This window comes from Staphylococcus sp. GDY8P67P, from assembly GCF_017892545.1.
In the GTDB taxonomy this organism is placed as follows: domain Bacteria; phylum Bacillota; class Bacilli; order Staphylococcales; family Staphylococcaceae; genus Staphylococcus; species Staphylococcus ureilyticus.
The window spans coordinates 36,403-60,733 of record NZ_JAESLH010000010.1 but is presented as its reverse complement, the minus strand read 5'-3'; the positions used below and the strand labels follow the sequence as shown (position 1 = coordinate 60,733).

Annotated in this window: 27 protein-coding genes; 17 read left to right on the top strand and 10 right to left on the bottom strand. The window is 31.3% G+C overall.

Annotated elements, in window-relative coordinates; genetic code table 11:
* Positions 1-5: 5 nt before the first annotated feature.
* Positions 6-1,118 (bottom strand): 5-methyltetrahydropteroyltriglutamate--homocysteine S-methyltransferase, encoded by a 1,113-nt coding sequence (locus tag KA833_RS04280; RefSeq protein WP_210128513.1) that lies wholly within the window; start codon positions 1,116-1,118, stop codon positions 6-8.
* A gap of 210 nt (positions 1,119-1,328) precedes the next feature.
* Here KA833_RS04280 and KA833_RS04275 point away from each other — a divergent pair, with 210 nt between their 5' ends.
* From KA833_RS04275 to KA833_RS04255, 5 genes are all read left to right on the top strand, one after another.
* Positions 1,329-2,045, top strand: coding sequence for a ribonuclease FAU-1 family protein (locus KA833_RS04275; RefSeq protein WP_064209555.1), 717 nt, complete (start codon positions 1,329-1,331; stop codon positions 2,043-2,045).
* Between the two features lie 170 nt (positions 2,046-2,215).
* Entirely contained in the window at positions 2,216-3,070 is an 855-nt protein-coding gene (locus KA833_RS04270; protein ID WP_046207348.1) for a LysR family transcriptional regulator, read from the top strand.
* A gap of 88 nt (positions 3,071-3,158) precedes the next feature.
* Positions 3,159-4,367, top strand: a complete 1,209-nt coding sequence (locus KA833_RS04265; protein WP_210128514.1) for a sugar efflux transporter — start codon at positions 3,159-3,161, stop codon at positions 4,365-4,367.
* A gap of 6 nt (positions 4,368-4,373) precedes the next feature.
* Positions 4,374-4,862: a DUF456 domain-containing protein gene (locus KA833_RS04260; RefSeq protein WP_073343300.1), complete on the top strand. Its 489-nt coding sequence runs from the start codon at positions 4,374-4,376 to the stop codon at positions 4,860-4,862.
* Positions 4,863-5,020: 158 nt separating this feature from the next.
* Positions 5,021-6,181 carry an MFS transporter gene (locus tag KA833_RS04255; RefSeq protein WP_046207351.1) on the top strand — a complete coding sequence of 387 codons (1,161 nt, stop codon included), beginning with the start codon at positions 5,021-5,023 and terminating at the stop codon, positions 6,179-6,181.
* 76 nt (positions 6,182-6,257) lie between these two features.
* On the opposite strand, the gene KA833_RS04250 is transcribed toward KA833_RS04255, so the two are convergent.
* The gene (locus KA833_RS04250; protein ID WP_046207554.1) at positions 6,258-6,941 is read right to left on the bottom strand and encodes a DUF1129 family protein; all 684 of its coding nucleotides are present in this window, start codon (positions 6,939-6,941) and stop codon (positions 6,258-6,260) included.
* Between the two features lie 98 nt (positions 6,942-7,039).
* Here KA833_RS04250 and KA833_RS04245 point away from each other — a divergent pair, with 98 nt between their 5' ends.
* From KA833_RS04245 to KA833_RS04230, 4 genes are all read left to right on the top strand, one after another.
* Positions 7,040-7,501, top strand: coding sequence for a GNAT family N-acetyltransferase (locus KA833_RS04245; RefSeq protein ID WP_210128515.1), 462 nt, complete (start codon positions 7,040-7,042; stop codon positions 7,499-7,501).
* Positions 7,502-7,554: 53 nt separating this feature from the next.
* Positions 7,555-7,767, top strand: a complete 213-nt coding sequence (locus tag KA833_RS04240) for an SA0632 family lipoprotein (protein ID WP_046207353.1) — start codon at positions 7,555-7,557, stop codon at positions 7,765-7,767.
* Positions 7,768-8,018: 251 nt separating this feature from the next.
* Positions 8,019-8,315, top strand: a complete 297-nt coding sequence (locus KA833_RS04235) for a hypothetical protein (protein ID WP_046207354.1) — start codon at positions 8,019-8,021, stop codon at positions 8,313-8,315.
* Positions 8,316-8,409: 94 nt separating this feature from the next.
* Entirely contained in the window at positions 8,410-8,964 is a 555-nt protein-coding gene (locus KA833_RS04230) for a GNAT family N-acetyltransferase (protein ID WP_064209553.1), read from the top strand.
* Between the two features lie 202 nt (positions 8,965-9,166).
* On the opposite strand, the gene KA833_RS04225 is transcribed toward KA833_RS04230, so the two are convergent.
* Positions 9,167-10,597, bottom strand: coding sequence for an aminotransferase-like domain-containing protein (locus KA833_RS04225; protein WP_210128516.1), 1,431 nt, complete (start codon positions 10,595-10,597; stop codon positions 9,167-9,169).
* A gap of 305 nt (positions 10,598-10,902) precedes the next feature.
* Here KA833_RS04225 and KA833_RS04220 point away from each other — a divergent pair, with 305 nt between their 5' ends.
* Positions 10,903-11,520, top strand: a complete 618-nt coding sequence (locus KA833_RS04220; protein WP_046207357.1) for a LysE/ArgO family amino acid transporter — start codon at positions 10,903-10,905, stop codon at positions 11,518-11,520.
* A 59-nt stretch (positions 11,521-11,579) separates the two neighbouring features.
* Here the strand turns inward: KA833_RS04220 and KA833_RS04215 are convergent, their stop codons facing one another.
* The 4 genes from KA833_RS04215 to KA833_RS04200 form a co-directional block, all read right to left on the bottom strand.
* A complete protein-coding gene (locus KA833_RS04215) occupies positions 11,580-12,146 on the bottom strand; it encodes an LOG family protein (protein ID WP_046207358.1) in 567 nt (188 codons plus the stop codon).
* A 3-nt stretch (positions 12,147-12,149) separates the two neighbouring features.
* Positions 12,150-12,614, bottom strand: a complete 465-nt coding sequence (locus KA833_RS04210) for a YaiI/YqxD family protein (RefSeq protein WP_064209550.1) — start codon at positions 12,612-12,614, stop codon at positions 12,150-12,152.
* A gap of 5 nt (positions 12,615-12,619) precedes the next feature.
* Positions 12,620-13,321, bottom strand: a complete 702-nt coding sequence (locus tag KA833_RS04205; RefSeq protein ID WP_046207360.1) for a hypothetical protein — start codon at positions 13,319-13,321, stop codon at positions 12,620-12,622.
* 160 nt (positions 13,322-13,481) lie between these two features.
* Positions 13,482-14,357, bottom strand: a complete 876-nt coding sequence (locus KA833_RS04200; RefSeq protein ID WP_046207361.1) for an undecaprenyl-diphosphate phosphatase — start codon at positions 14,355-14,357, stop codon at positions 13,482-13,484.
* A 387-nt stretch (positions 14,358-14,744) separates the two neighbouring features.
* On the opposite strand from KA833_RS04200, the gene KA833_RS04195 reads away from it, so the two are divergent.
* Together KA833_RS04195 and cydC are read left to right on the top strand one after the other, a co-directional pair.
* Positions 14,745-16,370: an ABC transporter ATP-binding protein/permease gene (locus KA833_RS04195; protein WP_046207362.1), complete on the top strand. Its 1,626-nt coding sequence runs from the start codon at positions 14,745-14,747 to the stop codon at positions 16,368-16,370.
* Positions 16,367-18,043 (top strand): thiol reductant ABC exporter subunit CydC, encoded by a 1,677-nt coding sequence (gene cydC, locus KA833_RS04190; protein ID WP_046207363.1) that lies wholly within the window; start codon positions 16,367-16,369, stop codon positions 18,041-18,043. Before KA833_RS04195 ends, cydC begins: the two co-directional genes overlap by 4 nt.
* 242 nt (positions 18,044-18,285) lie before the next feature.
* Here the strand turns inward: cydC and mgrA are convergent, their stop codons facing one another.
* Positions 18,286-18,729, bottom strand: a complete 444-nt coding sequence (gene mgrA, locus KA833_RS04185; protein WP_046207364.1) for a global transcriptional regulator MgrA — start codon at positions 18,727-18,729, stop codon at positions 18,286-18,288.
* A gap of 226 nt (positions 18,730-18,955) precedes the next feature.
* On the opposite strand from mgrA, the gene KA833_RS04180 reads away from it, so the two are divergent.
* The 5 genes from KA833_RS04180 to mdh all read left to right on the top strand — a co-directional run bounded on the left by KA833_RS04180 (position 18,956) and on the right by mdh (position 22,974).
* Positions 18,956-19,882, top strand: a complete 927-nt coding sequence (locus tag KA833_RS04180) for a CobW family GTP-binding protein (protein ID WP_046207365.1) — start codon at positions 18,956-18,958, stop codon at positions 19,880-19,882.
* 37 nt (positions 19,883-19,919) lie between these two features.
* Complete coding sequence (locus KA833_RS04175; RefSeq protein WP_046207366.1) at positions 19,920-20,828, top strand: aldo/keto reductase; 909 nt, start codon at positions 19,920-19,922, stop codon at positions 20,826-20,828.
* A 25-nt stretch (positions 20,829-20,853) separates the two neighbouring features.
* Positions 20,854-21,153 carry a hypothetical protein gene (locus KA833_RS04170; protein WP_046207367.1) on the top strand — a complete coding sequence of 100 codons (300 nt, stop codon included), beginning with the start codon at positions 20,854-20,856 and terminating at the stop codon, positions 21,151-21,153.
* Between the two features lie 43 nt (positions 21,154-21,196).
* Positions 21,197-21,814 carry a DedA family protein gene (locus KA833_RS04165; protein WP_046207368.1) on the top strand — a complete coding sequence of 206 codons (618 nt, stop codon included), beginning with the start codon at positions 21,197-21,199 and terminating at the stop codon, positions 21,812-21,814.
* Positions 21,815-22,053: 239 nt separating this feature from the next.
* The gene (mdh, locus tag KA833_RS04160; protein WP_210128517.1) at positions 22,054-22,974 is read left to right on the top strand and encodes a malate dehydrogenase; all 921 of its coding nucleotides are present in this window, start codon (positions 22,054-22,056) and stop codon (positions 22,972-22,974) included.
* An 80-nt stretch (positions 22,975-23,054) separates the two neighbouring features.
* On the opposite strand, the gene KA833_RS13855 is transcribed toward mdh, so the two are convergent.
* Both KA833_RS13855 and KA833_RS04155 read right to left on the bottom strand, forming a co-directional pair.
* A complete protein-coding gene (locus KA833_RS13855) occupies positions 23,055-23,330 on the bottom strand; it encodes a hypothetical protein (RefSeq protein WP_070657624.1) in 276 nt (91 codons plus the stop codon).
* Positions 23,327-23,992 carry a DUF1361 domain-containing protein gene (locus KA833_RS04155; protein WP_210128518.1) on the bottom strand — a complete coding sequence of 222 codons (666 nt, stop codon included), beginning with the start codon at positions 23,990-23,992 and terminating at the stop codon, positions 23,327-23,329. Before KA833_RS04155 ends, KA833_RS13855 begins: the two co-directional genes overlap by 4 nt.
* Positions 23,993-24,331 lie beyond the last annotated feature (339 nt).

The following is a 24,331-nucleotide window of genomic DNA, read 5'->3' as shown; positions in this document are numbered from 1 at the left end:
AAATATTATTTTGATGTACCAAAAACTTCATTAGCAATTTCAACAATATAAGCTAACTTTTTCCACTGTTCTTCTTCAGTTAATTTATTGCCTTCTTCAGTAGAAGCAAAACCACATTGTGGACTTAGACAAATTTGTTCTAAATCTATATAGTTTTGTGCTTCTTTTATACGTTTTAAAATAGTGGCTTTATCTTCTAATTCACCATTTTTTGATGTGAATAATCCCAACACTGCAAATGAACGATCTTCTGGGAAAAATCTTAAAGGTTCGAAATCACCTGAGCGATTATCATCATATTCTAAGAAGAAACCATCTAATTGCTCTTTAAATAGATATGGAGCGATTGGTTCATAACCACCAGAAATAGCCCACGTAGATTGATAATTTCCACGACAAATATGTGTTGTGATCAATAAATCTTCTGGTAAACCACTGATTGCTTCATTGATAACTTTATAAGCGAGTTGACGTGCAACTTCTTTTTCAGATTCACTTCTATCACGCCCACGTGTATTTTGTGTTCCTGATGTTAAATTTGCCCAATACACATCATCTAGTTGTATATAACGTGCACCGAGATCATAGAATTTTAGTAAACTATCATGATAAGCTTTTGCTACATCATGCGCAAAATCATTGATATCAGGATAAATGTCTTCGTTTAAAATATTAGGATGGAACAATTGATTTGGACTTGGAATAGAAACTTTTGCCGTTGCACGGCCATTTACCTTTTCATATAAAAATTTAAAGTGTTCAAAATGGGGATGATTTGGGTTAAATGTAACTTTATCAACCACCTTGACGTTGTGATTTCTAGTTTCTACACCTTCAAATGTTAAACCACGCTCTGATGTGTAACCTTCAACACCATCTAGGTTTTCTAAGAAATCAAAATGCCACCAACTTCTGCGGAATTCACCATCAGTAATACTATGTAAGCCAATTTCTAGTTGTTTATCTATGATGCGTTCAATTTCCTCATCTTCTATATTTTTTAATGTTTGAGCATCAATAACGTTATTTTGATAATCTTTACGTGCATCTTTTAAACGTTGTGGACGTAGTAAACTTCCTACGTGATCTGCTCTAAATGGTCTTTGTGACGTTGACATATGGCTATCTCCCTTTTTAAAGAATTTTCTGAAAAATATATTAAAAATTTAACAAACTTCTCAACAATTGTCAATTTCGCTTTTACACTATGAAATATAGTACAATAAACATAATTATCTACTCGCTATTAATTAAAAATTTAAATGTAACAAACATAAGATGACATGTAAGGTTCAGTTTTATATAATAATGACAAGGAGTTGGTGGCAGTGAAAGTAAAATATATTGATAAACGTCACTGGCGTCGCATCATTGACCGAGAATATACGGAAGTCAAAGTGAATAATAACAAATTTAAAGGTATTATTGGGTTAGTAACGATGAAAAAGGTACGTGAACCTCTAGAAGTATCGGTCGTAGGACAAAATATTGTTGTGGCTGATGATAACTATCAGTGGTTACAAATATTACCTGAAAAAAAACGTTATAGTATCACAGTGATGTTAGACGACAATGGCAATCCATTAGAATATTACTTTGACATAAATATTAAAAACGTTACGCAAAAAGGAAATGCACGTACGATTGATTTATGCTTGGACGTATTAGCATTACCTAATGGAGAATACGAACTTGTTGATGAAGACGATTTGTTACGCGCGTTAAACCAAGGCCAAATAACCAAGAAGCAATATCACGAAGCTTATATTATCGCGCATCAGTTAATGATTAAAATTGATACAGATTTTACAACTATGCAGAATAAAATTATGTATTGTTTCCATAAAATAAAACAAAAGTCGAAATCTCAAAAGCAATCCTCTTTTAATAAACATAAATTTAAAGGCAAAAAGCATAAAAACGTTGTGTACAATGAGGCTAAACATAAGCCAATAAAAAATTACAATAAGCATCATAATCATTCTAATCAAGATAATAGCAAATCACATCAAAGTAAGATAAAAGATTCTAATGCATCTCAATAATCTTGAAATTGTTATAAAAAATTCCCTATATTAGTCATGCGTTAACCATGTTATAGTAAACACTGCGAGAATTGAAAAGTATTAAATGTAATTCATTAGCGCAAAGTAATAAAAGTAAGGCCACCATAAATAAAGGTATTATAGTATTTGTAAAAAATAGGGGGATAATTATGAAGATTGACGATTATCGCTTGTTAACTACATTAGATGAGACGAAAACGCTCAGAAAAGCAGCGGAAATTTTATACATCTCTCAACCAGCAGTAACACAACGATTAAAAGCGATAGAAAATGCATTTGGCGTCGACATATTCATTCGTACAAAAAAACAATTAATAACGACGACTGAAGGTATGATGATTATTGAACATGCACGTGATATGTTGAATAGAGAGCGTCTATTTTTAGATAAGATGCAAGCACATATCGGTGAAGTAAATGGTACGATTTCTATTGGTTGTTCATCCTTAATAGGGCAAACGTTGTTGCCGGTAGTATTGAATTTATATACACGACAATTTCCAAATGTAGAAATCCAAGTTCAAGTAGGATCGAGTGAACAAATTAAAGCTAATCATAGAGATTACCATGTGATGATTATTCGTGGGAATAAAATGATGAATTTAAGCAACACGCATTTATTTAACGACGAACATTATTTTATACATCCTAAAAATCGTAATGATGAAGTAGAAAAGATGCCGTTTATCGAATTTCAGGCTGATCCTATATACATTAATCAAATTAAAGAATGGTATGGCAGCCAAATTGGTCAAGATTATCATGCGATGATTACGGTTGATCAAGTGGCGACATGTAAAGAAATGTTATTAAATGGCGTTGGCGTGACCATATTGCCGGAAATCATGATGAAACACTTAGATAGGGAACAATTTGCGTTTCAACGCGTAGATATAGACGATAAACCGCTGATTCGTTCTACTTATTTGAGCTATGATCCAAGCATGTTACAGTTGCCGCAAGTTGATTCATTTATTAATTTAATAATGGAATACGTGGAATAACAATTTTAGATAATTGAATATTTTGGTTCATTGATAAATATAACTTTATGAAAAGTTATATGAATTTAATAGGAATAGAGGACGCTAAATGTTTAGTGAATTGTTACATATAAAAAATTACAAATTATTTGTCGTTAATATGATGATGTTAGGTATGGGCATCGCCATTACTGTACCGTATCTGGTATTATTTGCTACAAATGATTTAGGTATGACTTCTACCCAATATGGGTTGCTACTAGCATTAGCTGCAATTAGTCAATTTACAATGAATACAATTGTAGCACGCTTTTCTGATACACATAGTATCAACAGAAAGACAATTATTATTACTGCACTTTTTATGGGGGCAGTCAGCTTTTCAATTTATTTTTACATTCATGAAATCTGGGTTTTTATAGTAATGTATGCCATTTTCCAAGGTTGTTTTGCCCCAGCCATGCCTCAGATGTATGCGTCAGCAAGAGAATCAATCAATACTTCTACATCAAAGGACAGAGCGAAATTTGCTAACGCTGTATTACGTTCAATGTTTTCATTTGGTTTCTTGTTCGGTCCACTTATTGGTGCATTGTTACTTAGTTTTAAAGGATATGCGGGTTTATTTGGCGGAACGATAACAATCATATTATTCACACTATTATTACAAGTTTTTTTCTTTAAAGATATTCAAACAAAGCGTCCAGTAGCAGATAGTACACATGTTGAAGCGGCGGCACCTAATATGTTGCGTGACAAGGTCTTATTTATACCCTTTTTGGCTTTTATTTTATTACATATAGGACAATGGATGTACACGTTGAATATGCCATTGTATGTGACGAACTTTTTGAAAGAACCAGAAAGTCGAGTAGGTGTGCTAGCTAGTATTTGTGCAGGACTTGAAGTACCTTTCATGGTCATATTAGGTATTATATCTGCTAAATTATCGACACGTACGCTATTGATACTTGGGGGATTATTCGGAGGATTATTTTATTTTAGTATTGGCGTATTTAATAGTTTGATCATGATGATAATAGGACAGGTGTTTCTAGCTATTTTTCTAGCTATTTTACTTGGATTAGGGATTAGTTATTTCCAAGATATTTTACCTGATTTTCCTGGTTATGCATCTACATTATTTGCGAATGCCATGGTTATCGGACAATTATGTGGTAATCTTCTCGGTGGTATAATGAGTCACTGGGTTGGCTTAGGTAATGTGTTCTTTGTTTCTGCAGGATCAATATTTTTAGGCATGATTTTAATATATTTTACAAAAGAACAAAAATTCACAGAAGAAAGTATGGAGTAGATAGAAATGACATTGATTTTATGGTTATGCATTATAGCATCATTTATTTTAGCGTTTATTGGTTTAATAAAGCCAATCATACCGTCAGTACTTGTATTATGGATTGGTTTCTTAATTTATCAATTCGGCTTTGACAACCATCATCTGTCTTGGATATTTTATGTATCGATGGCATTGTTCACAATATTTATCATTATAGCAGATTTCATTATGAATAAATATTTTGTCAGTAAGTTCGGTGGATCAAAATTAAGTGAGTATGCAGCGTTGATTGGTGTTATTGTAGGCTGTTTTGTCTTTCCACCATTTGGAATAATTATTATTCCATTTATAGCTGTGTTAGTAGTTGAATTTATACAAGAGCCGCATTTTTCTAAAGCTTTAAAGGCAAGTTTTGGTTCAGTAGTAGCATTTTTAGCAAGTTCCATCGCTCAAGCGATAATAATGATTATTATGGTTGTTTGGTTTTTCATAGATGCATTATTAATCAATTAATCTATGTGATGAAAGATATTACAAACGGTGTACAATCATGGTGAGCGCACTTATAGCATAAATAAAGTGAAATTTAAGCAATCTTCTTGTTTTCGTAATTACTACTTTAGTATAATCACTCACATGTGTTAAAAAGCGGAAAAGGAAGGGAGTCTTAAATGAAATATCCAATTGCTATATGGATGCTTGCAATCGGTGCTTTTGCAATCGGAATGACAGAGTTTGTAATTATGGGATTATTGCCAAACATTGCTAGAGATTTTGATGTCAGTGTAAGCCAAGCAGGGCAACTGATTACAGGTTATGCTTTAGGTGTAGCTATCGGTGGGCCTATCATTGTGATGTTAACAATTAAATGGAATAGAAAATATTTATTGTTGGCATTAATGGCGATATTTATTGTAGGAAATATTGCAGCCTCATTTAGCCCGAATTATGGCTTTATGATGACGAGTCGAATTATTACTTCATTAGCTCACGGTTCATTTTTTGGTATAGGTTCAATATTAGCAGCGAGTATGGTTAAGCCAGAAAAGCGTGCGAGTGCGATGGCATTAATGTTTATGGGCTTAAGCATGAGTAATATTTTAGGCGTGCCGTTTGGAACTTTAATCGGACAAAACTTTGGTTGGCCAATGACATTTATTATTATATCAGTCATCGGAGCTTTAGCATTAATAGGTATTATCATATTTGTACCGATGAAAAAAGAAACAGTTAAATCATCTGTATTAAATGAACTGAAAATTTTAAAAGAAAAGCGTTTATGGTTAACCTTAGCTGTTACATTATTCGGATTTAGTAGTGTATTTGCTTACTTTACTTATATATCAACAGTGCTCATTGATGTGTCACATGTACAAGAAAATTTAATCTCATATTTATTGATTATATTTGGTATTGGGGTCACATTAGGTAATGTTGTAGGTGGAAAGCTTGCAGATTGGAATTTAAATAAGGCATTAAAAATAATATTTAGTGTATTTATTTTATATTTCATTTTATTATACTTTGTGCAAATGAATGGATTATTAATGGTAGCAGGTATTTTCTTTTTCGGTCTCATCGGTTTCAGTATGAGTCCGTCGCTACAATATAAAAGTACGTTAATTTCACAAGATGCACCAACACTTGCGAGTACACTTAACCAATCAGCATTTAATTTAGGTAATGCTTTGGGTGCATTTATCGGAGGTGTCGTGGTAACAAATTTACCAGTTGCATCGTTAAGTTTAATTGCACCGATACTAACAGTGATTGGTCTTATTTTCTTATTTATTAATATTGCAATAGAAAAGAAAGAAAATATAACAACATAGGTGAAACATAAACTAAAAACACGTCAGCCACTTCTCGAATTTTAGAAGCTTGTGCTAACGTGTTTTTTAATAGTATTTATAATGAAGCATTGGTGTTTTTATTAGTAAAATGATGATCGATATATAATGCGATTGGAATGAATATAAATGAAATGATAATAAAAGTCCAATTGCTAATTAATAAATAAGGGCCTACAGTTAAAAACATCTGTGGAATGAAAAAGACATAAAATATTCCACATACAGATAAAAGTAAAACGAGATATGTTAATAACCAAGATAAGTGTGATGTATTAAAACAACGTATTTGTACAGTTTTAAATAACATCCAAATAAAGAAAAATATGATAGCAATACCTACGATTAAAGTAAGCGGGAAAGTATATAAATATAGTCGTTTTGCACCAATAAAAAATCCAGCAAACCCTTTGAGAAAACAAAAAATACCCACAAAAAGCATAATATGACGCATAATGTATTTGAAAATGTTTCTTATTGTTTCATTTGGTAAACGTCTAAGTTCTCTTTTGGCATGGGCTTTAGGATCGTGATCAAAGAATTCCATTGCTAATGTGCCATCCTTTTCAGCTTCTAATAACTGATTTAAAACACGGTTTAACATTTTTTCAGAATCATGTGGGTTGACACTCAAATCAGCTCTGACATAAGTCATGTAGTTTTCAAACGTATCTCTGTCTGTATTATTTAAGCGCAATGCTTTCACATTGTTTTCACGCATTAATTTATCAGTAGATTTCATTGGCATTTGGCATTCCTTCTTATATATAAAATATATTTATAATGCTAATTATGACGAAAATAGTATTATAAATCAATAACACTTTCAAAGGAGTAATAATGGAGTATTTAAAACAATCACATCAACAATATTTAAAAGAAATTGCGGAAATTCATGAACGACAACTTAACCAACAGTATGAGCATTATCAAAACACTACTATTTCTGTTGCATTACGTAAAGAAATGATTGAAAATGGATTAATAGCCAATACTGATGTTGTGATTACCGAAATACAAGACCAACAAATGATTGCTTTTATTTGGGCAAGATATCTAAAGCAATATCAAAAGGTTATTATTGAAATGATGTATGTTTCGGAAGACAATCGAAATCAAGGTATCGCGAAAGCATTAAAAAAAGAGGTTGAAATATGGGCATATAGTAGGGGTGCTTCAGAAATTGAAAGCACGGTAGTCAATCACAACCACGCAATGAAAGATTTAAATTTTAAACTTGGATACTATATAAGTACGGTGACTATGAATAAAAGATTAAGAATAAATAATGAAGATGAGTAAAAATAATGATAAAATTATATTATTATTATGAAATTAACAAAAGGAGTTCTTACATGAAGAAATGTTTAGCACTCATACTAGCATCCACTGTCTTATTGACTGCATGTGGGAAAAATGATGAAAAAGCAACGTTAGAGAAAGATATTGATAAATTAGAAAAACAAAATAAAGATTTGAAAAAACAAAAAGAAGACTTAGAAAAAGAGAAAGATAAACTGAAAGATAAGTCGAAGAATTTAGAAAAAGATGTTAATGCTGAAACATAGGCTTCTATACTAATTGCGTTACAAATGGATTTCATGCAATATTTCCCAGGAAATTATTGTACTATCGTTTTACAAATTGTTATAATGGGTATCATTAACGTAATGAATATAAAAAGTTTCTAAAAAATAGATTTGAAATTATGAGTCAGTTGCTTAGTATTACTTTATATTAAGTGTGACTTTATAATGAATCATTTATTATACGCAGTTTATTAATAATCATTTTTCATTAGGAGAAAGAGGGAATAACGATGCATGAAAAAGATTTTGTATTATTAGAAGGGCGTTCAATTACGCTTCCAGAATTAGGTAGAGAAATTGAAAGTATTACTGGTAGAGAAATCAAAGATTCGACTGGTGAAATTAAACGTGTTATTGCACATTTACCCAATTTTGAATCTGATACAGATACATTTGTAGCTACTTACAAATTAAATCATAAAAATGATTTCATAGATGCAACATTTACGGCGCCCAAAAGTGAACGTGGTCGGTTGAAAGAAGTAGCTGTAAACGTTGAATTGATTAGCTATATTTCAAGAGCATAAGCAATGTTTAATCCATGTGATAGCGCGGTATGAGAATAATCATAACGCGTTATTTTCTATAGAAATTTAATTTCCAGTTTAGAGGTGTAACAGTATGACAGTTTATATAGAAACTGAGCGTTTAAGGTTACGGGACTGGCAAGCAGAAGATTTACTTCCATTTCAGCAGATGAACGCGAATCACCAAGTCCGTAGATATTTTCCAAGTTTATTAAGTTTTCGACGTTCAGAACATGATATGAAAAAGATGAATGATATTATTATCAATCATGATATAGGCCTTTTTGCTGTTGAATTAAAAGAAACAAATGGATGGCTTGGTTTTATCGGATTGAACTATGTACCTAAAGCCAGCAAGTATACGTTTGATGAGCTACCATTCTATGAAATCGGTTGGCGTTTGATCCCCGAAGTGTGGGGGAATGGTTTCGCTACTGAAGGTGCAGAAGCGGTACTCGAATATGCAAAACAGCAGGGGATTAACGAAGTCTATGCATTTACTTCAGAAAATAATGAACCTTCACGTAAGGTTATGGAAAAAATAGGTATGAAGCTATATGATTTCTTTGAATATCCAGAATTAAGTAAGTATCATCCACTTAAAAGACATGTTAGATATTATAAAGATTTAACAAAACAAGCAAAATAAAATTGTAAATAAGTAATGGGGTATAAATCTTATTCTTATGAAAAAGACTAATCCAATTTTTAATATATGGATTAGTCTTTTTGTTTACTATGATTTTGTATCGTCCATGCCTGCCTGGGAATGTGATTCAAGCCATTAGTCTCTCATTCATATCATTTCCCTAGGCGTCAGCACGACTTAAAAGCGGTATGGTGACTGTGTTTTAAAGTGTTTTGCTTGATGTTAGTTTTTTAATAAGTTGGCTTAATTTTTGTAATGCAAATTCTATATCTTCAATGTTTATATAGGAATAAGAAAATCTTATATGATATTGTGCGTTTTTATCATAAATTTCGCCTGGATTAATTAAAATTTGGTTTTGGATCGCTAAATCGAACAGTTCTTTCATGTTTATTGGTACATTTAATTTGAACCAAATATAATAAGAACCTTTAGGTATGGACCAAGTACCTAAATCTTGAAAATGTTGATTTAAAGATGCTAAAAATTTATCACGTCTCTCTATAAGTGCTTGTTTTAAATAATTTACATGTTGTTCATGGTATAAGGGGTTATTTAGCCATTCAGTTGCGATAAATTGTGATAATGAACTGGCACCATAATCATTTTGCATTTTCAAATCCGCTAAGTGCATAACAACTGATGGTTTACCTATAATCCATCCTACCCTTAAACCAGGGCTTACCGTTTTAGATAAACTACTAATATATAGGATATTATCATTCTCTTCTAATGACTTTAAAGGTTGAGGACGATCTCCTTCGAACCACAAGTCGCCATAAACGTCATCTTCTACTATAGGGATTCCTGTTTGTTGGCATTGTTGAATTAATTTATATTTTTCTGTTTGCGTATATGCGTGTTGTGTAGGGTTATGTAAAGTCGGTATACAATAAAAAATGCTATTTTTATATAGTGTTTTAGCATTGAAAATAGTGTTAATTTGTTGTTTGATTTTAGATATTGTCAAAAACCTAAGATCTGCTCGAATGTTATGCCATGTATGCACAGAATTTATATATGAGGGCGTTTCTATAATTATCTTTGAATTTGGAATCAGTAAACCATCAGCGATGAGTTTTAATCCTTGCAATGCACCTGAAGTGACGCAAATGTTTGCTTCATCACATTCAATCCCCAATTTTTTAACATGATTTACAATTGCTTTTCTTAAATTTAAATTACCTAAGGGGTGTTCATAATTAGTTTTAAGCGCAGTAGTCGTTTGTTTTGAAAAAATATCTTGAAATTGCTTGTTTGGGATTAATTGTGGACTGAGTTCACCAGTACTTAAACGTAAGATATGCGCATCGAATTCTAATTCGTTAATTCGTTGTATAAAGTATTGATTATTTTTAGAAGCGCTATTTTTAATGTAGTCATGCCAATTCATATTTTGATTAATATAAGTATTCCAATTACTTTTTGAAACGTAAAACCCTTTACGTGCTTTGCTTTCTAAAATTCCATAACTTTGTAGTATTTCTAAGGACTGAATAACAGTTGAACGATTGACGCGATATTGAGCTGCCAAATTTCTCTGAGAAGGTAATTTCATACCTGCTTCTAAATCACCATTTTTAATCTTCGAAAGTATATCATCAATAATTGCTTTATATTTTGGCATGAACATGCTAAATCTCCTTTAAGTAATTGGTGGGTTTTTAAAATTATAACTGGTTGGTAAAAATCAATTAAATATATTGTATCATGATTATATATAGAAAAATGGTCGTAACTCATATTTGAATATTTAATGCTTATGGTTAGTGTATAGGATTCATTCATTTATTGACTGCACACGTATCATGCGTCAATAAATACATAATGATAAATAATTCTTATTTATTATGAATATTATATTTTTGCGTTAGTTAAGTTTGAGTGAAAACTGGTACGGTTTAATGATAATTTAGTTTTGAAGAAAGAGGAGATAATATGTTGCAACCAATGATTCATGGTTTGTTTTTAGCTTTGGGTTTAATCTTACCTTTAGGCGCACAAAATGTATTTGTATTTAACCAAGGAGCAAACCAAAAACAATTAATTAAGACTATACCAGTAATTATAGCTGCAGGGTTATGTGATACATTATTAATAGTATTAGCTGTATTAGGGGTGTCAGTCTTATTACTATCACTACCGATGTTACAAATCGTAATTTATTGTGTCGGCTTTATCTTTCTTAGTTACATGGCTTGGTCATTATGGCATGAAAAACCACAAACGCTTGAACGTTATCAATCAATGTCCGCGCGAAAGCAAATTGGATTTGCCATGTCAGTCTCATTATTAAATCCTCATGCAATTATGGATACTATTGGTGTTATAGGAACGAATGCAGCAATATATGAAGGCGTGGATAAAATGGTTTTTACGATGACGACAATTGCTGTTTCTTGGATCTGGTTTATATTTTTGGCAATTGCAGGTAAAGTCGTAGGTAATATTGATAAAAGAGGCAAATATATTTTAATATTAAATAAATTTTCAGCAATAATTATTGTGATTGTTGCATTAATAATATTAAAACAATTACTGGCAATACTAGTTTAAGCATAAGAAAAGCAGAGGTAGTGGCATTTGTAGTGCACACATATCTCTGCTTTTAAAATTTAGTCGTAACTTCTAATACCTAATGGTTCATAGTTATGAATCGCTTCGAACAGTGCTTCAGGATTGTTACATAGCGGTGCCAGCGATTGATATTTTTTATCGATAAAGCCTTCATGAATCATATGGTCAATCAATGTTTGCAAAGGCTCAAAAAAGCCGTTGATATTATAGATAGCGATTGGTTTTTCATGAATACCGATTTGCGACCAACTATACATTTCAAAGAATTCTTCTAAAGAACCAGCGCCTCCTGGAGCCATGACAAACGCATCTGCCAATTCTGCCATTTTGTTTTTTCTTTCATGCATAGAATCAACTAAAATGAGTTCGCTTAGTCTCGTACTAGTAATTTCTCGTTCATTTAACATATTTGGCATCACGCCAATAGCACTACCTCCGTGATCTAATACGCCATCTTGAATAGCTCCCATAATTCCAACAGAACCAGCACCAAATACTAATTCATAGTTATGTTTAGCCATATAAGTGCCTAATTGGTAAGCTTGTTTCATGTAAGATTCATCTTTACCTTTACTAGCACCGCAATAAACAGCAATTTTTTTCATACTTTATTCCTCCGTAAATAATGACACATCATTAATTATAGACAAAAATTTTTGTTCAAATATCGCAATGTCATCTGTTGTAAAAGAAGATGGGCCTTTAGTGCGCCCGCCACTTTTTCGAAATTGTGCACTCGCATGTCGTTGTTCTAACAAAGTGTTGATATTATTTTGATCAAATATAAATCCTTTATGGTGCATCACAACTTTAGCTTTGTTTAATAATAAACTTGCAAGTCCATAATCCTGTGTTATTACAATATCTTCTGATCGCGTGATTTTAACAATTTTATAGTCGACTGCATCCGGGCCATCATCAACATAAATGACATTGACGTGATCAGGTTGCATTTTTGAAGAAAAATGACTAAAGCTTCGGACAATGGTAACAAAGATGCTTGTCCCTTTTGTCAATTCAACAACAGAATTGGTAACAGGACAAGCATCTCCATCAATGATGACTTGAGTCATAATAATTATTTACCTTTTTCTTCATTGTTTTGCTTTACAATGCTTTTAGCAACATAATTTTTGTATTTTTTGAACTCCGCTAAACGGTCTTTTTTATTTTTTTCGCGAGCTTTGTCTTCTTCTTTATGACGTTTATCAATATTTTTTTGTAATTTTTTATTGAATTTATTTATTTCTTTGCGGTTTTCTTTTTCTAGCTTTTCGCCTTTTTGTTCTGTCTCTTTGTCTAATTTTCCTGGTGTCATGCCAACTTTTTCCATATGTTTATTAGATTTTTTCATAGATTGAATGCGTTGTTTTTCATTATCTTGACGTTTTTTTTCTTCTTCATTGTGGCGTTTATCAATATTTTTTTGTAATTTCTTCTTCATTTTGTCTGCTTCTTTACGATTCTCTTTTTCAAGTTTTTCGCCTTTTTTCTCAATGTAAGCAGGATCATGTTCTTTAGCAATACGTTTTAATTCACGTTTTTGATCCATATTATGTTTTTTATCAATAACATAATCTTTTGCATTTGCAGATTTATCTACTACTGTATCTTTAATTTGAACAGATTTGTTTGCTACGGTTTTTGAAGCTTTAGCAGTTGCATCACTAGCTTTTTTAACATCTGGATGATCTTTAATACGTTTACGTTCAACGATTAACGGTACTAAAAACACAGGCGCTACTGTGATGATTGTTTTAATTAATTGCTTTTTGTCCATACTCGTTGCCTCCAATAATTTTATACTATCTACTTATTACCCCATAATACATCATAATAAACGGTAAATACACGTACTTTCATGGAAATTATTTCTGCAATTTTAGACATGAAATTTAAGAAGAGGCTGGACAAATTACTTGTCTCAGCCTCTAACTGTTTTATTGTCCACTGATTCCTTGACCTATACCAAAACCAAAGTAAAGGATTGCAATAATAATGACTAATATAATTCTATAAATAGCAAATGGAATCAATTTTATTTTACTAATTAAGAATAAGAATGTTTTAATGGCAATTAAACCAACGATAAATGCTGTGATAAACCCTAGGAAGTAAAAACCGATGTGATTTAAATGAATATATTCAAAGTTTTTGACTAGAGATAAACCACTTGCTGCTAACATTACAGGAACTGCCATAATAAATGTGAAATCAGAAGCAGATTTATGGTTCATTTTCATGAGCACACCTGTAGAAATTGTAGAACCAGATCTACTGAAACCAGGCCACATAGCGATAGCTTGGGATAAACCAATTACAAAAGCTTGGAAATAATTAATTTGGTCTACAGTTTGTGGATTCGTAACTTTTTTACTGTATATATCTGCAATAATCATATATATTGCACCGATAAATAATCCAATCATGACTGTTGGGACACTAAATAAATATTTTTCAATAACATCATCAAACATTAAACCAAGTATACCTGCTGGAATCATACCAACGATAATATGTAGTAAGTTTAAGCGTTTAGGTTTTTGACCGATGCCATCGATAGGTTCAGATCTATATTTCCCTATATGTAACATTTCAAAATAACGTTCACGGAATACCCAGGCACCTGCGAATACAGAACCGAGTTGAATTACAATTTTAAAGGTAAACGCAGATTCTGAACCTAAAAATTGAGTTGATTTTAACCACATATCATCTACAAGAATCATATGTCCAGTAGAAGATACAGGTGCAAACTCAGTTAATCCTTCGACAATTCCTAGAATGATTCCTTTTATCAATTCAAGCAATATCATAATTAACCTACTTTCATAATATGGATTATAGTTTATTCATTTTCATTTTATAATAATAGCACATTAAAATTATAAAGTGCCATAGATAAATAAGATTTTGGACTAAAGACTGAGAGAAAAAGTACTTACTTCAGTTAAATGAGATAAAAGATAAATTATTGTAAATTTTATTCAGAAAGTCAAACTTCTTTTTGCAAATTTTTATTTATAATTTATTAATTATATAATTATAAAAAGTTTGTTTTTTACTTTTGAATTTAAAGCATTCAATCATTTGATTATAATTATGGCAAAAATATGAATTAAGTAAATAAAAATGTATTAATTTTTGAGCCAATTCATTTCATTTTAATACATTCCATTTATAATATGAACCAGGTGATATTTGTGAAAAGATTAACAAGTTTAGCGATGAAATATAAAATTTATCCGATATTAATGTTTGTAATCAGTACAATATTAGCGATTACTGTAGTCATTCAGAACATTGCTATTGCAGAAATTTTAAATGCAATGTTACGTCATACACATCAAGATTTGTTAATTTTACTACTAGTGACATTAATTGTTTTATTAGCAAGAGCGACATTTAACACAATAAATCAAATGATAGGTAATCGTATGTCTTCTCGCGTTAAATATGATTTACGACGTCAATTGATTTTAAATAAATCTTCAGAACCTATTGGTGTTCAAATTAATACATTGACTGAAAATATAGATGGTATAGCACCATTCTTTAATAGTTACTTTCCTCAAGTTTTTAAGTCTATGATGATACCACTATTTATCATTATTGCAATGTGTTTCATACATTTAAACACGGCTTTAATCATGATTGTTACAGCACCATTTATACCAATGTTTTATATCATTTTTGGGTTGAAAACACGTGATGAGTCAAAAGATAAAATGACTTATTTAAATCAATTTAGTCAACAATTTTTAAATAAAATAAAGGGTTTGATTACTCTCAAACTATTTAATAAAACAGAAGCTACAGAACAATCTTTATATGAAGAAAGTACAACATTTCGAAATTTAACAATGCGTATTTTAAGAAGTGCTTTTTTATCAGGTTTGATGTTAGAGTTTATCAGTATGCTTGGAATTGGCCTTGTTGCTTTAGAAGCGGGGTTAGGATTAATATTATTTAATAGTATAGATTTTAAAACTGCAGCCATAGCAATTATATTAGCACCGGAATTTTATAATGCTATTAAAGATTTAGGTCAATCTTTTCATACTGGAAAGCAAAGTGAAGGCTCAAGTGATGTTGTCTTCGATTTATTAGATCGACAAGAAGGTTATGTGAAACCACAAGTGCAAACGAATAGTTATCAAAAGCCATTAATACAGCTTGAGCATATATATTATAAATACAATGATGCACAGCAACATGCTTTGGAAGATATCAACATTAGTATTTATGAAGGGGAACATATTGCATTAATTGGAAAAAGTGGAGCTGGAAAATCTACTTTAGCTCAAGTTATAGCACAACATTTTAAACCGCAATATGGTTCTGTTATTTATAAACAACAGTTAAAAATTGGTTTTTTGAGTCAGCATCCCTATATTTTTAATGCGTCTATAAGAGATAATATGACTATGTTCCAAAAAATTGAAAAAGATAAAATTTTAGAAGCGCTTGACGATGTTAACTTAAAACATGTTGTCAATGCGTTAGAAAATGGTATTGATACTTGGATTGGTGAAGGTGGAGAGATGCTATCTGGAGGGCAGATGCGAAGAATTGAACTGTCACGGTTATTATTATTACAACCTGATGTACTGATATTCGATGAGCCTGCTACGGGATTAGATGTACAAACAGAGCATGTCATTCAATCTGTGATAAACAGAAAGTTTGAAAATACGACGATCATCACCATCGCACATAGAGAACATACAATAAAAAATGCAGATAGACGTATAAAAATTAATGAAGGTTCCGTTGAAGCTATACAAGTAATCGAGCAAAATGCGTATAAAGGTGGTGACTTTTGTTGAGACCACATATTCAATTTAAGGTAGATAAAGATTTGGTTTTATCTATTATTGTAGGTATATTGGGCAGTTTAACTGCATTAAGCATGTTTTTCTTGAGTGGTTATATGGTGACGCAAAGTGCATTAGGGGCACCATTGTTTGCATTAATGGTTTTAATTGTTTCTGTTAAAATGTTTGGGTTTATACGTGCTGTTGCAAGATATATTGAAAGATTACTGTCTCACAGAGCCACATTTACTATGTTGAGAAATGTGAGAGTACAATTCTTCAAACATATTATACCTGTCGTGCCAGATGTGTATAGAAAATTTAAATCAAGTGATTTACTTGGACGCATGGTTGGTAGCGTAGAAGCACTACAAAATATTTATTTAAGAGTTTATTATCCGCCAGTAGTCATTGGTTTAACGGCGATGATTGCAATGGTTGTGACGTTTTACTTTTCATTTGTTCATGCAATTATCATCTTTTTAAGTATGTTGATAACATTGGTTTTAATCCCTTGGTTAAGCGCGAAAAAAGCACAATTATTAAAAAGAGATGTTAATCGTGTACAAGAGCAATTTTTAAATCAATTTTACGATTATAAAGAAGGGTATCAAGAACTTGCAAGATTTGACCAAACAGCATATTATCAACATCGGGTGTTAAATCAATTGAATCAGTATGAACAAGCACAAGCAAAAGAGCAGCGATTCTTATCATTGTATGAATATAGTTTGAATCTGGTTTCAATGATTGCTTTATTTGCAACTTTATATTTAGGTGTTATACAAGTGCAAAATCAACAATTAGATGTTGTTTACTTAACAAGTATTGTTTTGATGATGTTAACATTATTCGAACAAGCAATCCCTATGAGTAATGTGGCTTATTATAAAGCCGAGACGGATGAAGCATTGAGCAATATTAATGAAGTTATTGCTCACCCAATGCAACAAGGCAATCAACCACTATCACTAGAAAGTGATGTGCATCAACCTTTCGTAGAAGTTAAAAATGTTGATTTTAAATATTGGAATCAATCGAATTACACTTTAAAAGAATTGAAATTACGGGTGCATGAAGGTGAACATGTAGCAATTATTGGACCTTCTGGCTCAGGTAAGAGTACCTTATTACAGTTAATAATGGGACTTTATCAAAGTGAAAATGGTGTGGTTTTAATAAATAATCAAGATATTACAACCCTTTTAGATTCAAATAAATACAGTTCGATTAATGCTCTGTTACAGTCACAACAGTTATTTGATGGTACAGTACGTGATAATTTATTTACTGATAAAGATGATGCAGTAATCAAAGAAGTTTTTGATACACTAGGTTTATCGCACATTGAATTAGATAGACACATCACACTTTCAGGTAATACACTGTCTGGCGGTGAGATTCAACGAATGGGTATTGCAAGATTATTATTGAAAGAAGCTCCGATTTGGGTGTTGGACGAGCCTACAACAGCGTTAGATATTTATCATACGAATCATGTGATGGATGAAATTCACAAGCAATCTCAAACACTAATCGTGGCAACACATGATTTACGATTACTACCAAAATTTGATAAAATCGTGGTTATGGTTGACGGTAAAATCATAGAACAAGGAGATTACCAATCGTTACTATCAAATAAAGGCTATTTATATCAAATGGTCACGTTAAATCAAGTGTGACTTTTTAACAAAAGACAGCAATATAAGTACTTGATTTGTAAATGGAAAATGTTAAAGATTTAAAGCGAAAACCTGAGCTGTAGCTCATGCATAAGCCCCACTAACCCAACAAATTGGGAAGTGGGGCTTTAAAATAAACTAGAGCCTAGGACAAATCAATAATGTCCTAGACTCTAGCTTTAAATCAATATATTTAATTAATCAATTTCATATTGTTTAACCTTAACATTTAGAATTTAGCATTATTTTGCTTTTTCTTCTGTAAAGGCATTAATTACTTTTGAAAGTAATCGATTTAGTTCTTTGTTTTCTTCTGCGCTAAGTGAAGATGCAACTGCCACATCTTGACATGCTGTGTCCAATTCAGGTCGAATTGCTTCACTTTTATCTGTTAAGTGGATAAACACTTCACGTTGATCTACTTCAGAACGTTCACGTTTAATTAAATCAACTTGCTCCATTCTTTTTAGTAATGGAGATACAGTACCTGTATCAAGTGCTAATTCAGTTACGACTTTTTTCACATTAACAGGTGAGTCAGCCCATAAGATTGTTAAAACTAAAAACTGTGGATATGTCAATTTGTATTTTTTAAAGACATTGTTAGAGTAGTAGCGATTTACTTGTCTTTGAGCATTATACAAACTGAAACATAATTGATCCTTTAAATTAAGTGGTTCAGACATAAAGTTCTCCTCCAGACATTCTATCCGTTTTGTTCTTTCTGTTATCGGATTTGAATCCGTCTATTGTTGTGTAACACTTCCTCAAGCATACTTTCACACTGTGCCATGCTAAAATAAAGTATGTATAAAGTTTAGAAGAAAGTCAACATTTTATCAAGTGAAAGGTTAATTATAAGAATAATTAAAGTTTTACGCAAACATTTTTATTTATGAAATGAGTGAGTATATGAAAAATATTAACAATCAAAAAACCCGAATTACGATTATCACAGGATTTTTAGGGAGTGGTAAAACAACTTTTCTTAGTAAATATATAAAATATTTACAAAAAAACAATGAAAACCCAAGTGTAATCGTAAACGAATACGGTAATTTAGATATAGATAGCTATGCTATTAGCGATGATATTGAGGTTGCGTCAATATTAAATGGTTGCGTATGCTGTGATTTGCAACTAGATTTAATAAAACAATTAAAACATTTTCTAAGCAAAAGTGCAATGCGCCATATAATAATTGAGGCGACAGGTTTAGCACATCCAATTGAAATTATTGCAGCATGCCAGGATCCTGAAATTATTGAACAAGTCGCTCAACCCACAGTAGTAGGCTTGGTGGATGGGCCTCGCTTCTTAAATCGTTTTCAATATACAAACCATACAATTCAATTGATGGAAGAACAATTATCTGTATGCCATGACATAGTGATGAACAAAATGGATCTCATTGATAATCATACACATGAGCTTGATGAAGCAATCCGCAAAATTAATCCAACAGCATCCAAATATTTTACTACATATGCAGATATGGATATGAATCAAATTGCTCTGGTTGAAAATGGAAACCAAATGAATATAAATAACCATGTACATCATCATGGGATAAATCGTCTACATTATCATTTTTCAGGACCTATTCATAGACAATTATTTTATCAATTTATTTTACGGTTGCCAGATAATGTTCTAAGATTAAAGGGATATGTAAAATTTAAAGATATGCCTAATGATATTTATGAATTTCAATATGCGTTTGGATTACCAGATTATCAAACGATTGATAAAGAAGTACCCTTAACGATTGTTATGATTGGTGAACAATTAGATATAAATCAACTACGAAATCAATTAGATATGCTACAATTTACCTAATTTAAATTAATGTAATGAAGAAGGGGTTTGATTCATTATGGAAAGAGTGAAAATTAACCAACATGTATCCTTTTCAAATGTAATACAAGGGTTTTGGAGAGCAAAAGATTGGGATTGGACACCACAACAATTAAATTACTATATTAATGAATTAGTCGAGCGTGGAATTACTACAATGGATCATGCAGATATATACGGTGATTATAGTTGTGAAGGGATTTTTGGAGAAGCGCTTAAATTATCACCTAATCTACGTGAGCATCTTGAAATCGTTTCTAAATGTGGCATTGTATTGCCATCAGAGCATTTGGCGACAGCAAATGGACATCGATACGATCACAGTAAAAAACATATCAGAGAAACTGTGGAACGTTCGCTTAAACAATTACAAGTAGAACAGTTAGATTCATTATTGATTCATAGACCATCTCCGTTGATGGATCCTCACGAAATCACTGAAGCTGTTAAATCTTTAGTTAAAGAAGGGAAAATCAAATCGTTCGGTGTGTCAAATTTTAACAAATCTCAGTATGATTTATTAAGTAAATGCTTAGTTTGTGATAAATTACATATTACTTTAAATCAATTAGAAGTTTCTCCTTATACATTAGATGCGATTGAAGATGGAACCATTAACTATATGTACAAAGATGATGTTAAAATTATGTCATGGAGTCCGTTGGCTGGAGGGAAACTGTTTGATCTTGAAGACGAAAAATCAGCAAGAATCACTGCGATTATATCTCCATTGGCACAAAAGTATAACGTTACGACAACTGCAATTATAATGTCTTGGTTAAAAAAACATCCAGCTTCAATTATGCCGGTGTTAGGCACGCAAAAGATTAATCGTATTGATGAAGCATTACAAGGTATGACAATAACGTTAACTGACCAAGAATGGTTTGATATTTATACAGCTTCCTTAGGTCATGATATTCCTTAGATTCTAATTAGAAGGAGCGTAGAACATGAGTATTCAGAATGAACAACATCATAGAGATCAGTTTAGATTTCAACGCAATTTTATTAACTTTCCTTTTTTAGGTTTTGCAATAGTAATTGCTTTATTAAACATAGTATATCCTGACATAAATGTCATGATGGCATTGTTTGGTCTGTTCTTTTTATACAATGGTGGGATATTGTTTGTGGCGTTTATAAAGCATTATAAACGTGTGATGGTCTTAGCAATTATCTTAACCTTAATGTCATTAGCACTATTTGGAATGACGATGTATTTATATGCTAAATCAAATAATTTACTATAATGTAAAATATTACATGATCTAAATAAGTAGTAGGAGGGCATGCATGGAGCAATGGATCACTCATTTTATGGAACAATTTGGTTACTGGGGAATTGCTTTTCTGATATTTTTAGAAAATATCTTTCCTCCTATACCTTCTGAAATCATCTTAACGTTTGGTGGTTTTATGACTACACACTCTAACTTGAGTTTTATTGGTGTAACACTTACATCAACTGTAGGATCTATTGTTGGAGCGATTGCCCTTTATGGCATAGGTGCTTGGATAGGAGAAAGAAATTTATATAAAATTGTAGATCGTTATGGAAAAATAATACGAGTAAAAAGAAGTGATTTAGATAAAACACTGCATTGGTTCGAGCGATACGGTTATTGGACGATATTTTTCTGTAGATTTGTACCACTTTTAAGAAGTTTAATTTCAATTCCTGCTGGTTTAACACGCATGAATATGCCTTTGTTTTTATTATTTACAACAATTGGTACATTGATTTGGAATATCGTTTTAATTTATTTAGGACAAACAGTTGGTAGCAATTGGCAAGTGATTGTGCACTATATGGATATTTACTCTAAAATGATTTATATCGTACTTATTATTTTAGTTATTTTTATTATTTGGAAGTGGTTGAAACGTCAACGAAAGCATAAGCAAAATTAAGCATAAGCTTTGCGAATTCGAACAATATTTTAGTAGCTACTAAAGAATGGTTTACTTATTAACATCTTATGGTGTGAGATAGCACTTAAATTTATTCAAATTGATTGTATGTGCACACTTTGCCAAAGTTGACTAGGATTGAGATTCATGCATAAGTCCCACTAACGCAATAAATTGAGAAATGTAATTCAAGCATACTAAGACAATTCACTTATCTATCATTATAAGGGGATGATATTATGACAAAACAAAAGGTTTCTATTATAGGTGCTGGCAATACAGGATCTACATTAGCTTTTATTATAGCTAAACATGAATTAGCAGATGTAGTATTAATTGATCAACCTAAAAATGAAGGACAGGTTAAAGGTAAAGCACTGGATATATTACAAAGTAGTCCAATTTATGGCTTTGATGTAAATGTTTCAGGCTCAGTAGACTATGCTGATACAAAAGACTCGGATATTGTTGTGATTACTGCTGGGGTGCCACGCAAGCCTGGAATGAGCAGAGATGATTTGGTTAAAATAAATGAACAAATAATGGAAGATGTTACCAAAGAAATTGTTAAATATTCTCCTGAATGTAAAATAATAGTGCTCACTAATCCGGTTGATGCAATGACCTATTCGGTCTTAAAAGCATCAGGTTTCTCTAAAGAACGCGTTCTTGGACAGTCGGGTATTTTAGATACTGCAAGATATCAAACATTTATAGCGGAAGCTTTAGGCGTTTCGATTAAAGATATTAAAGGATTAGTACTAGGCGGTCATGGAGATACCATGCTTCCGTTAGTTAATGCTACAAATGTTAATGGTGTACCATTGACTAAATTATTAGATGAAACTACTATTAACCAAATTATTGAACGTACTCGAAAAGGTGGTGCTGAAATAGTAGAATTATTAGGTACTGGTTCTGCTTATTATGCGCCAGCTTCAGCAGTGTATACGATGTTGGAAGCAATTTTAAAAGATCAACAACGTTTATTACCCTCTATTGCATATTTAGAGAATGAATATGGTTTTTCTGATATTTGCTTAGGTGTCCCTACAATATTAGGAGAAAATGGTATAGAACGTATCTTAGAACTCGAGCTATCTGCTGAAGAATTAAAACAATTACAAATTTCAGCAAGTAAAACAATCGCTAAAAAATAAATAACTTTTTTAAAAAGAAACACCCACAACATGGCTAATAAGTCTGCTGTGGGTGTTTCGTTATATAATTAAATTTGTGATTACATCCTGAAAATACAAATATACACCGCAACGTACTCAAGAAAAGTTAAAATATACATATACTTTAACCTTAACTTTGTTTTAATAGAAACATGCCAATCAGGATATTTACGTTCGTAATAGAATAATTGCAAATAAAATAAACCGATACCTAGTGGTAAACACATGAGTAGAATGCTTTTTGTGTATGAAAATCCTATGTCATGGAGTAAATGTCCAATAATTAGCTGAAATACGATGAGTACAATAAGTAAAATTAAAATATTAAAAGTCATTTTGTATGTTGTACTCCTTTCGCAAATGTATAAATTAAAATTTGAAGCAATACCAGTAATATGACAAATAGGAAAGCATCAAAATCTAAATGATTGATGACTTCTCTGTAAATTCGAAGTGGTTCATTGATAATATAAACAGAATGCAAACGCAAGAACCGTCCGATATAAATACCTAAGCCATTTAAAAACATCATTATTAATATAATAGTTCTATTGAACCAACGATGCGTTGTAAAATTTTCCATTTCTACAAACATTAAAATTAATAAATATAAGGCTAATAAGACACCGGTAACTAAAAAAGTAAAATACATCCATTCAACGATGATTAGCCCTTGATAAAAATTAAAAGTAAATTGATTTAAATGTATTAAATCAGTAACCATATATAGTGTATTGGGTACCATGCATAAAAATATAAGTACAAAAACGATAAATAATGGCCATTCATATTTATATTTCGGTTTAAATAAATTTAATAGTAAGCACAATTCAAATGGAATATATGCTAAAAATAGATTGAGTGTCATAAATTGATAAAATTGGTTAAAGAAAATAGATATAATCATTAAAATTAAAAATATTGTTCTAGCAATGTAACGTGGGGCGATACTTACACCTACTTTCCTTTTAGATTTATATATGTGATAAACACACATGATCATATAATTATTATTAGGGGTACAGTTTTAGCTAATGTTAAAAATACGACTTTGTTTGAAAATGTATTTTTAATATTCTCATTGATTAAGTTTAGTTAATGACAAGCAGTTTAATTTTTAAATAGCAAATAAAAATCCCCTCAAAAAGCTCAATATCAAGGGAACAGCAATATAAAATTACGAATGTGATTTTTCATAATACAATTTATAAACGAAAATTTCAATTATAAACATAATTCGAACCTATTGAAAACGTTTTAAAATAAAAACAAGTTATACATAAATAGCTATTTTCAAAACAAAGTAAATATAAAGCATTTGAGTTAATATACATTA

Coding starts and splice junctions, on each gene's coding strand:
- KA833_RS04280 (WP_210128513.1), bottom strand. CDS start 1,118: ATGTCAACGTCACAAAGACCATTTAGAGCAGATCACGTAGGAAGTTTA.
- KA833_RS04270 (WP_046207348.1), top strand. CDS start 2,216: ATGAAGATTGACGATTATCGCTTGTTAACTACATTAGATGAGACGAAA.
- KA833_RS04265 (WP_210128514.1), top strand. CDS start 3,159: ATGTTTAGTGAATTGTTACATATAAAAAATTACAAATTATTTGTCGTT.
- KA833_RS04260 (WP_073343300.1), top strand. CDS start 4,374: ATGACATTGATTTTATGGTTATGCATTATAGCATCATTTATTTTAGCG.
- KA833_RS04255 (WP_046207351.1), top strand. CDS start 5,021: ATGAAATATCCAATTGCTATATGGATGCTTGCAATCGGTGCTTTTGCA.
- KA833_RS04250 (WP_046207554.1), bottom strand. CDS start 6,941: ATGAAATCTACTGATAAATTAATGCGTGAAAACAATGTGAAAGCATTG.
- KA833_RS04245 (WP_210128515.1), top strand. CDS start 7,040: ATGGAGTATTTAAAACAATCACATCAACAATATTTAAAAGAAATTGCG.
- KA833_RS04240 (WP_046207353.1), top strand. CDS start 7,555: ATGAAGAAATGTTTAGCACTCATACTAGCATCCACTGTCTTATTGACT.
- KA833_RS04235 (WP_046207354.1), top strand. CDS start 8,019: ATGCATGAAAAAGATTTTGTATTATTAGAAGGGCGTTCAATTACGCTT.
- KA833_RS04230 (WP_064209553.1), top strand. CDS start 8,410: ATGACAGTTTATATAGAAACTGAGCGTTTAAGGTTACGGGACTGGCAA.
- KA833_RS04225 (WP_210128516.1), bottom strand. CDS start 10,597: ATGTTCATGCCAAAATATAAAGCAATTATTGATGATATACTTTCGAAG.
- KA833_RS04220 (WP_046207357.1), top strand. CDS start 10,903: ATGTTGCAACCAATGATTCATGGTTTGTTTTTAGCTTTGGGTTTAATC.
- KA833_RS04215 (WP_046207358.1), bottom strand. CDS start 12,146: ATGAAAAAAATTGCTGTTTATTGCGGTGCTAGTAAAGGTAAAGATGAA.
- KA833_RS04210 (WP_064209550.1), bottom strand. CDS start 12,614: ATGACTCAAGTCATCATTGATGGAGATGCTTGTCCTGTTACCAATTCT.
- KA833_RS04205 (WP_046207360.1), bottom strand. CDS start 13,321: ATGGACAAAAAGCAATTAATTAAAACAATCATCACAGTAGCGCCTGTG.
- KA833_RS04200 (WP_046207361.1), bottom strand. CDS start 14,357: ATGATATTGCTTGAATTGATAAAAGGAATCATTCTAGGAATTGTCGAA.
- mgrA (WP_046207364.1), bottom strand. CDS start 18,729: ATGTCTGAACCACTTAATTTAAAGGATCAATTATGTTTCAGTTTGTAT.
- KA833_RS04180 (WP_046207365.1), top strand. CDS start 18,956: ATGAAAAATATTAACAATCAAAAAACCCGAATTACGATTATCACAGGA.
- KA833_RS04175 (WP_046207366.1), top strand. CDS start 19,920: ATGGAAAGAGTGAAAATTAACCAACATGTATCCTTTTCAAATGTAATA.
- KA833_RS04170 (WP_046207367.1), top strand. CDS start 20,854: ATGAGTATTCAGAATGAACAACATCATAGAGATCAGTTTAGATTTCAA.
- KA833_RS04165 (WP_046207368.1), top strand. CDS start 21,197: ATGGAGCAATGGATCACTCATTTTATGGAACAATTTGGTTACTGGGGA.
- mdh (WP_210128517.1), top strand. CDS start 22,054: ATGACAAAACAAAAGGTTTCTATTATAGGTGCTGGCAATACAGGATCT.
- KA833_RS13855 (WP_070657624.1), bottom strand. CDS start 23,330: ATGACTTTTAATATTTTAATTTTACTTATTGTACTCATCGTATTTCAG.
- KA833_RS04155 (WP_210128518.1), bottom strand. CDS start 23,992: ATGTGTGTTTATCACATATATAAATCTAAAAGGAAAGTAGGTGTAAGT.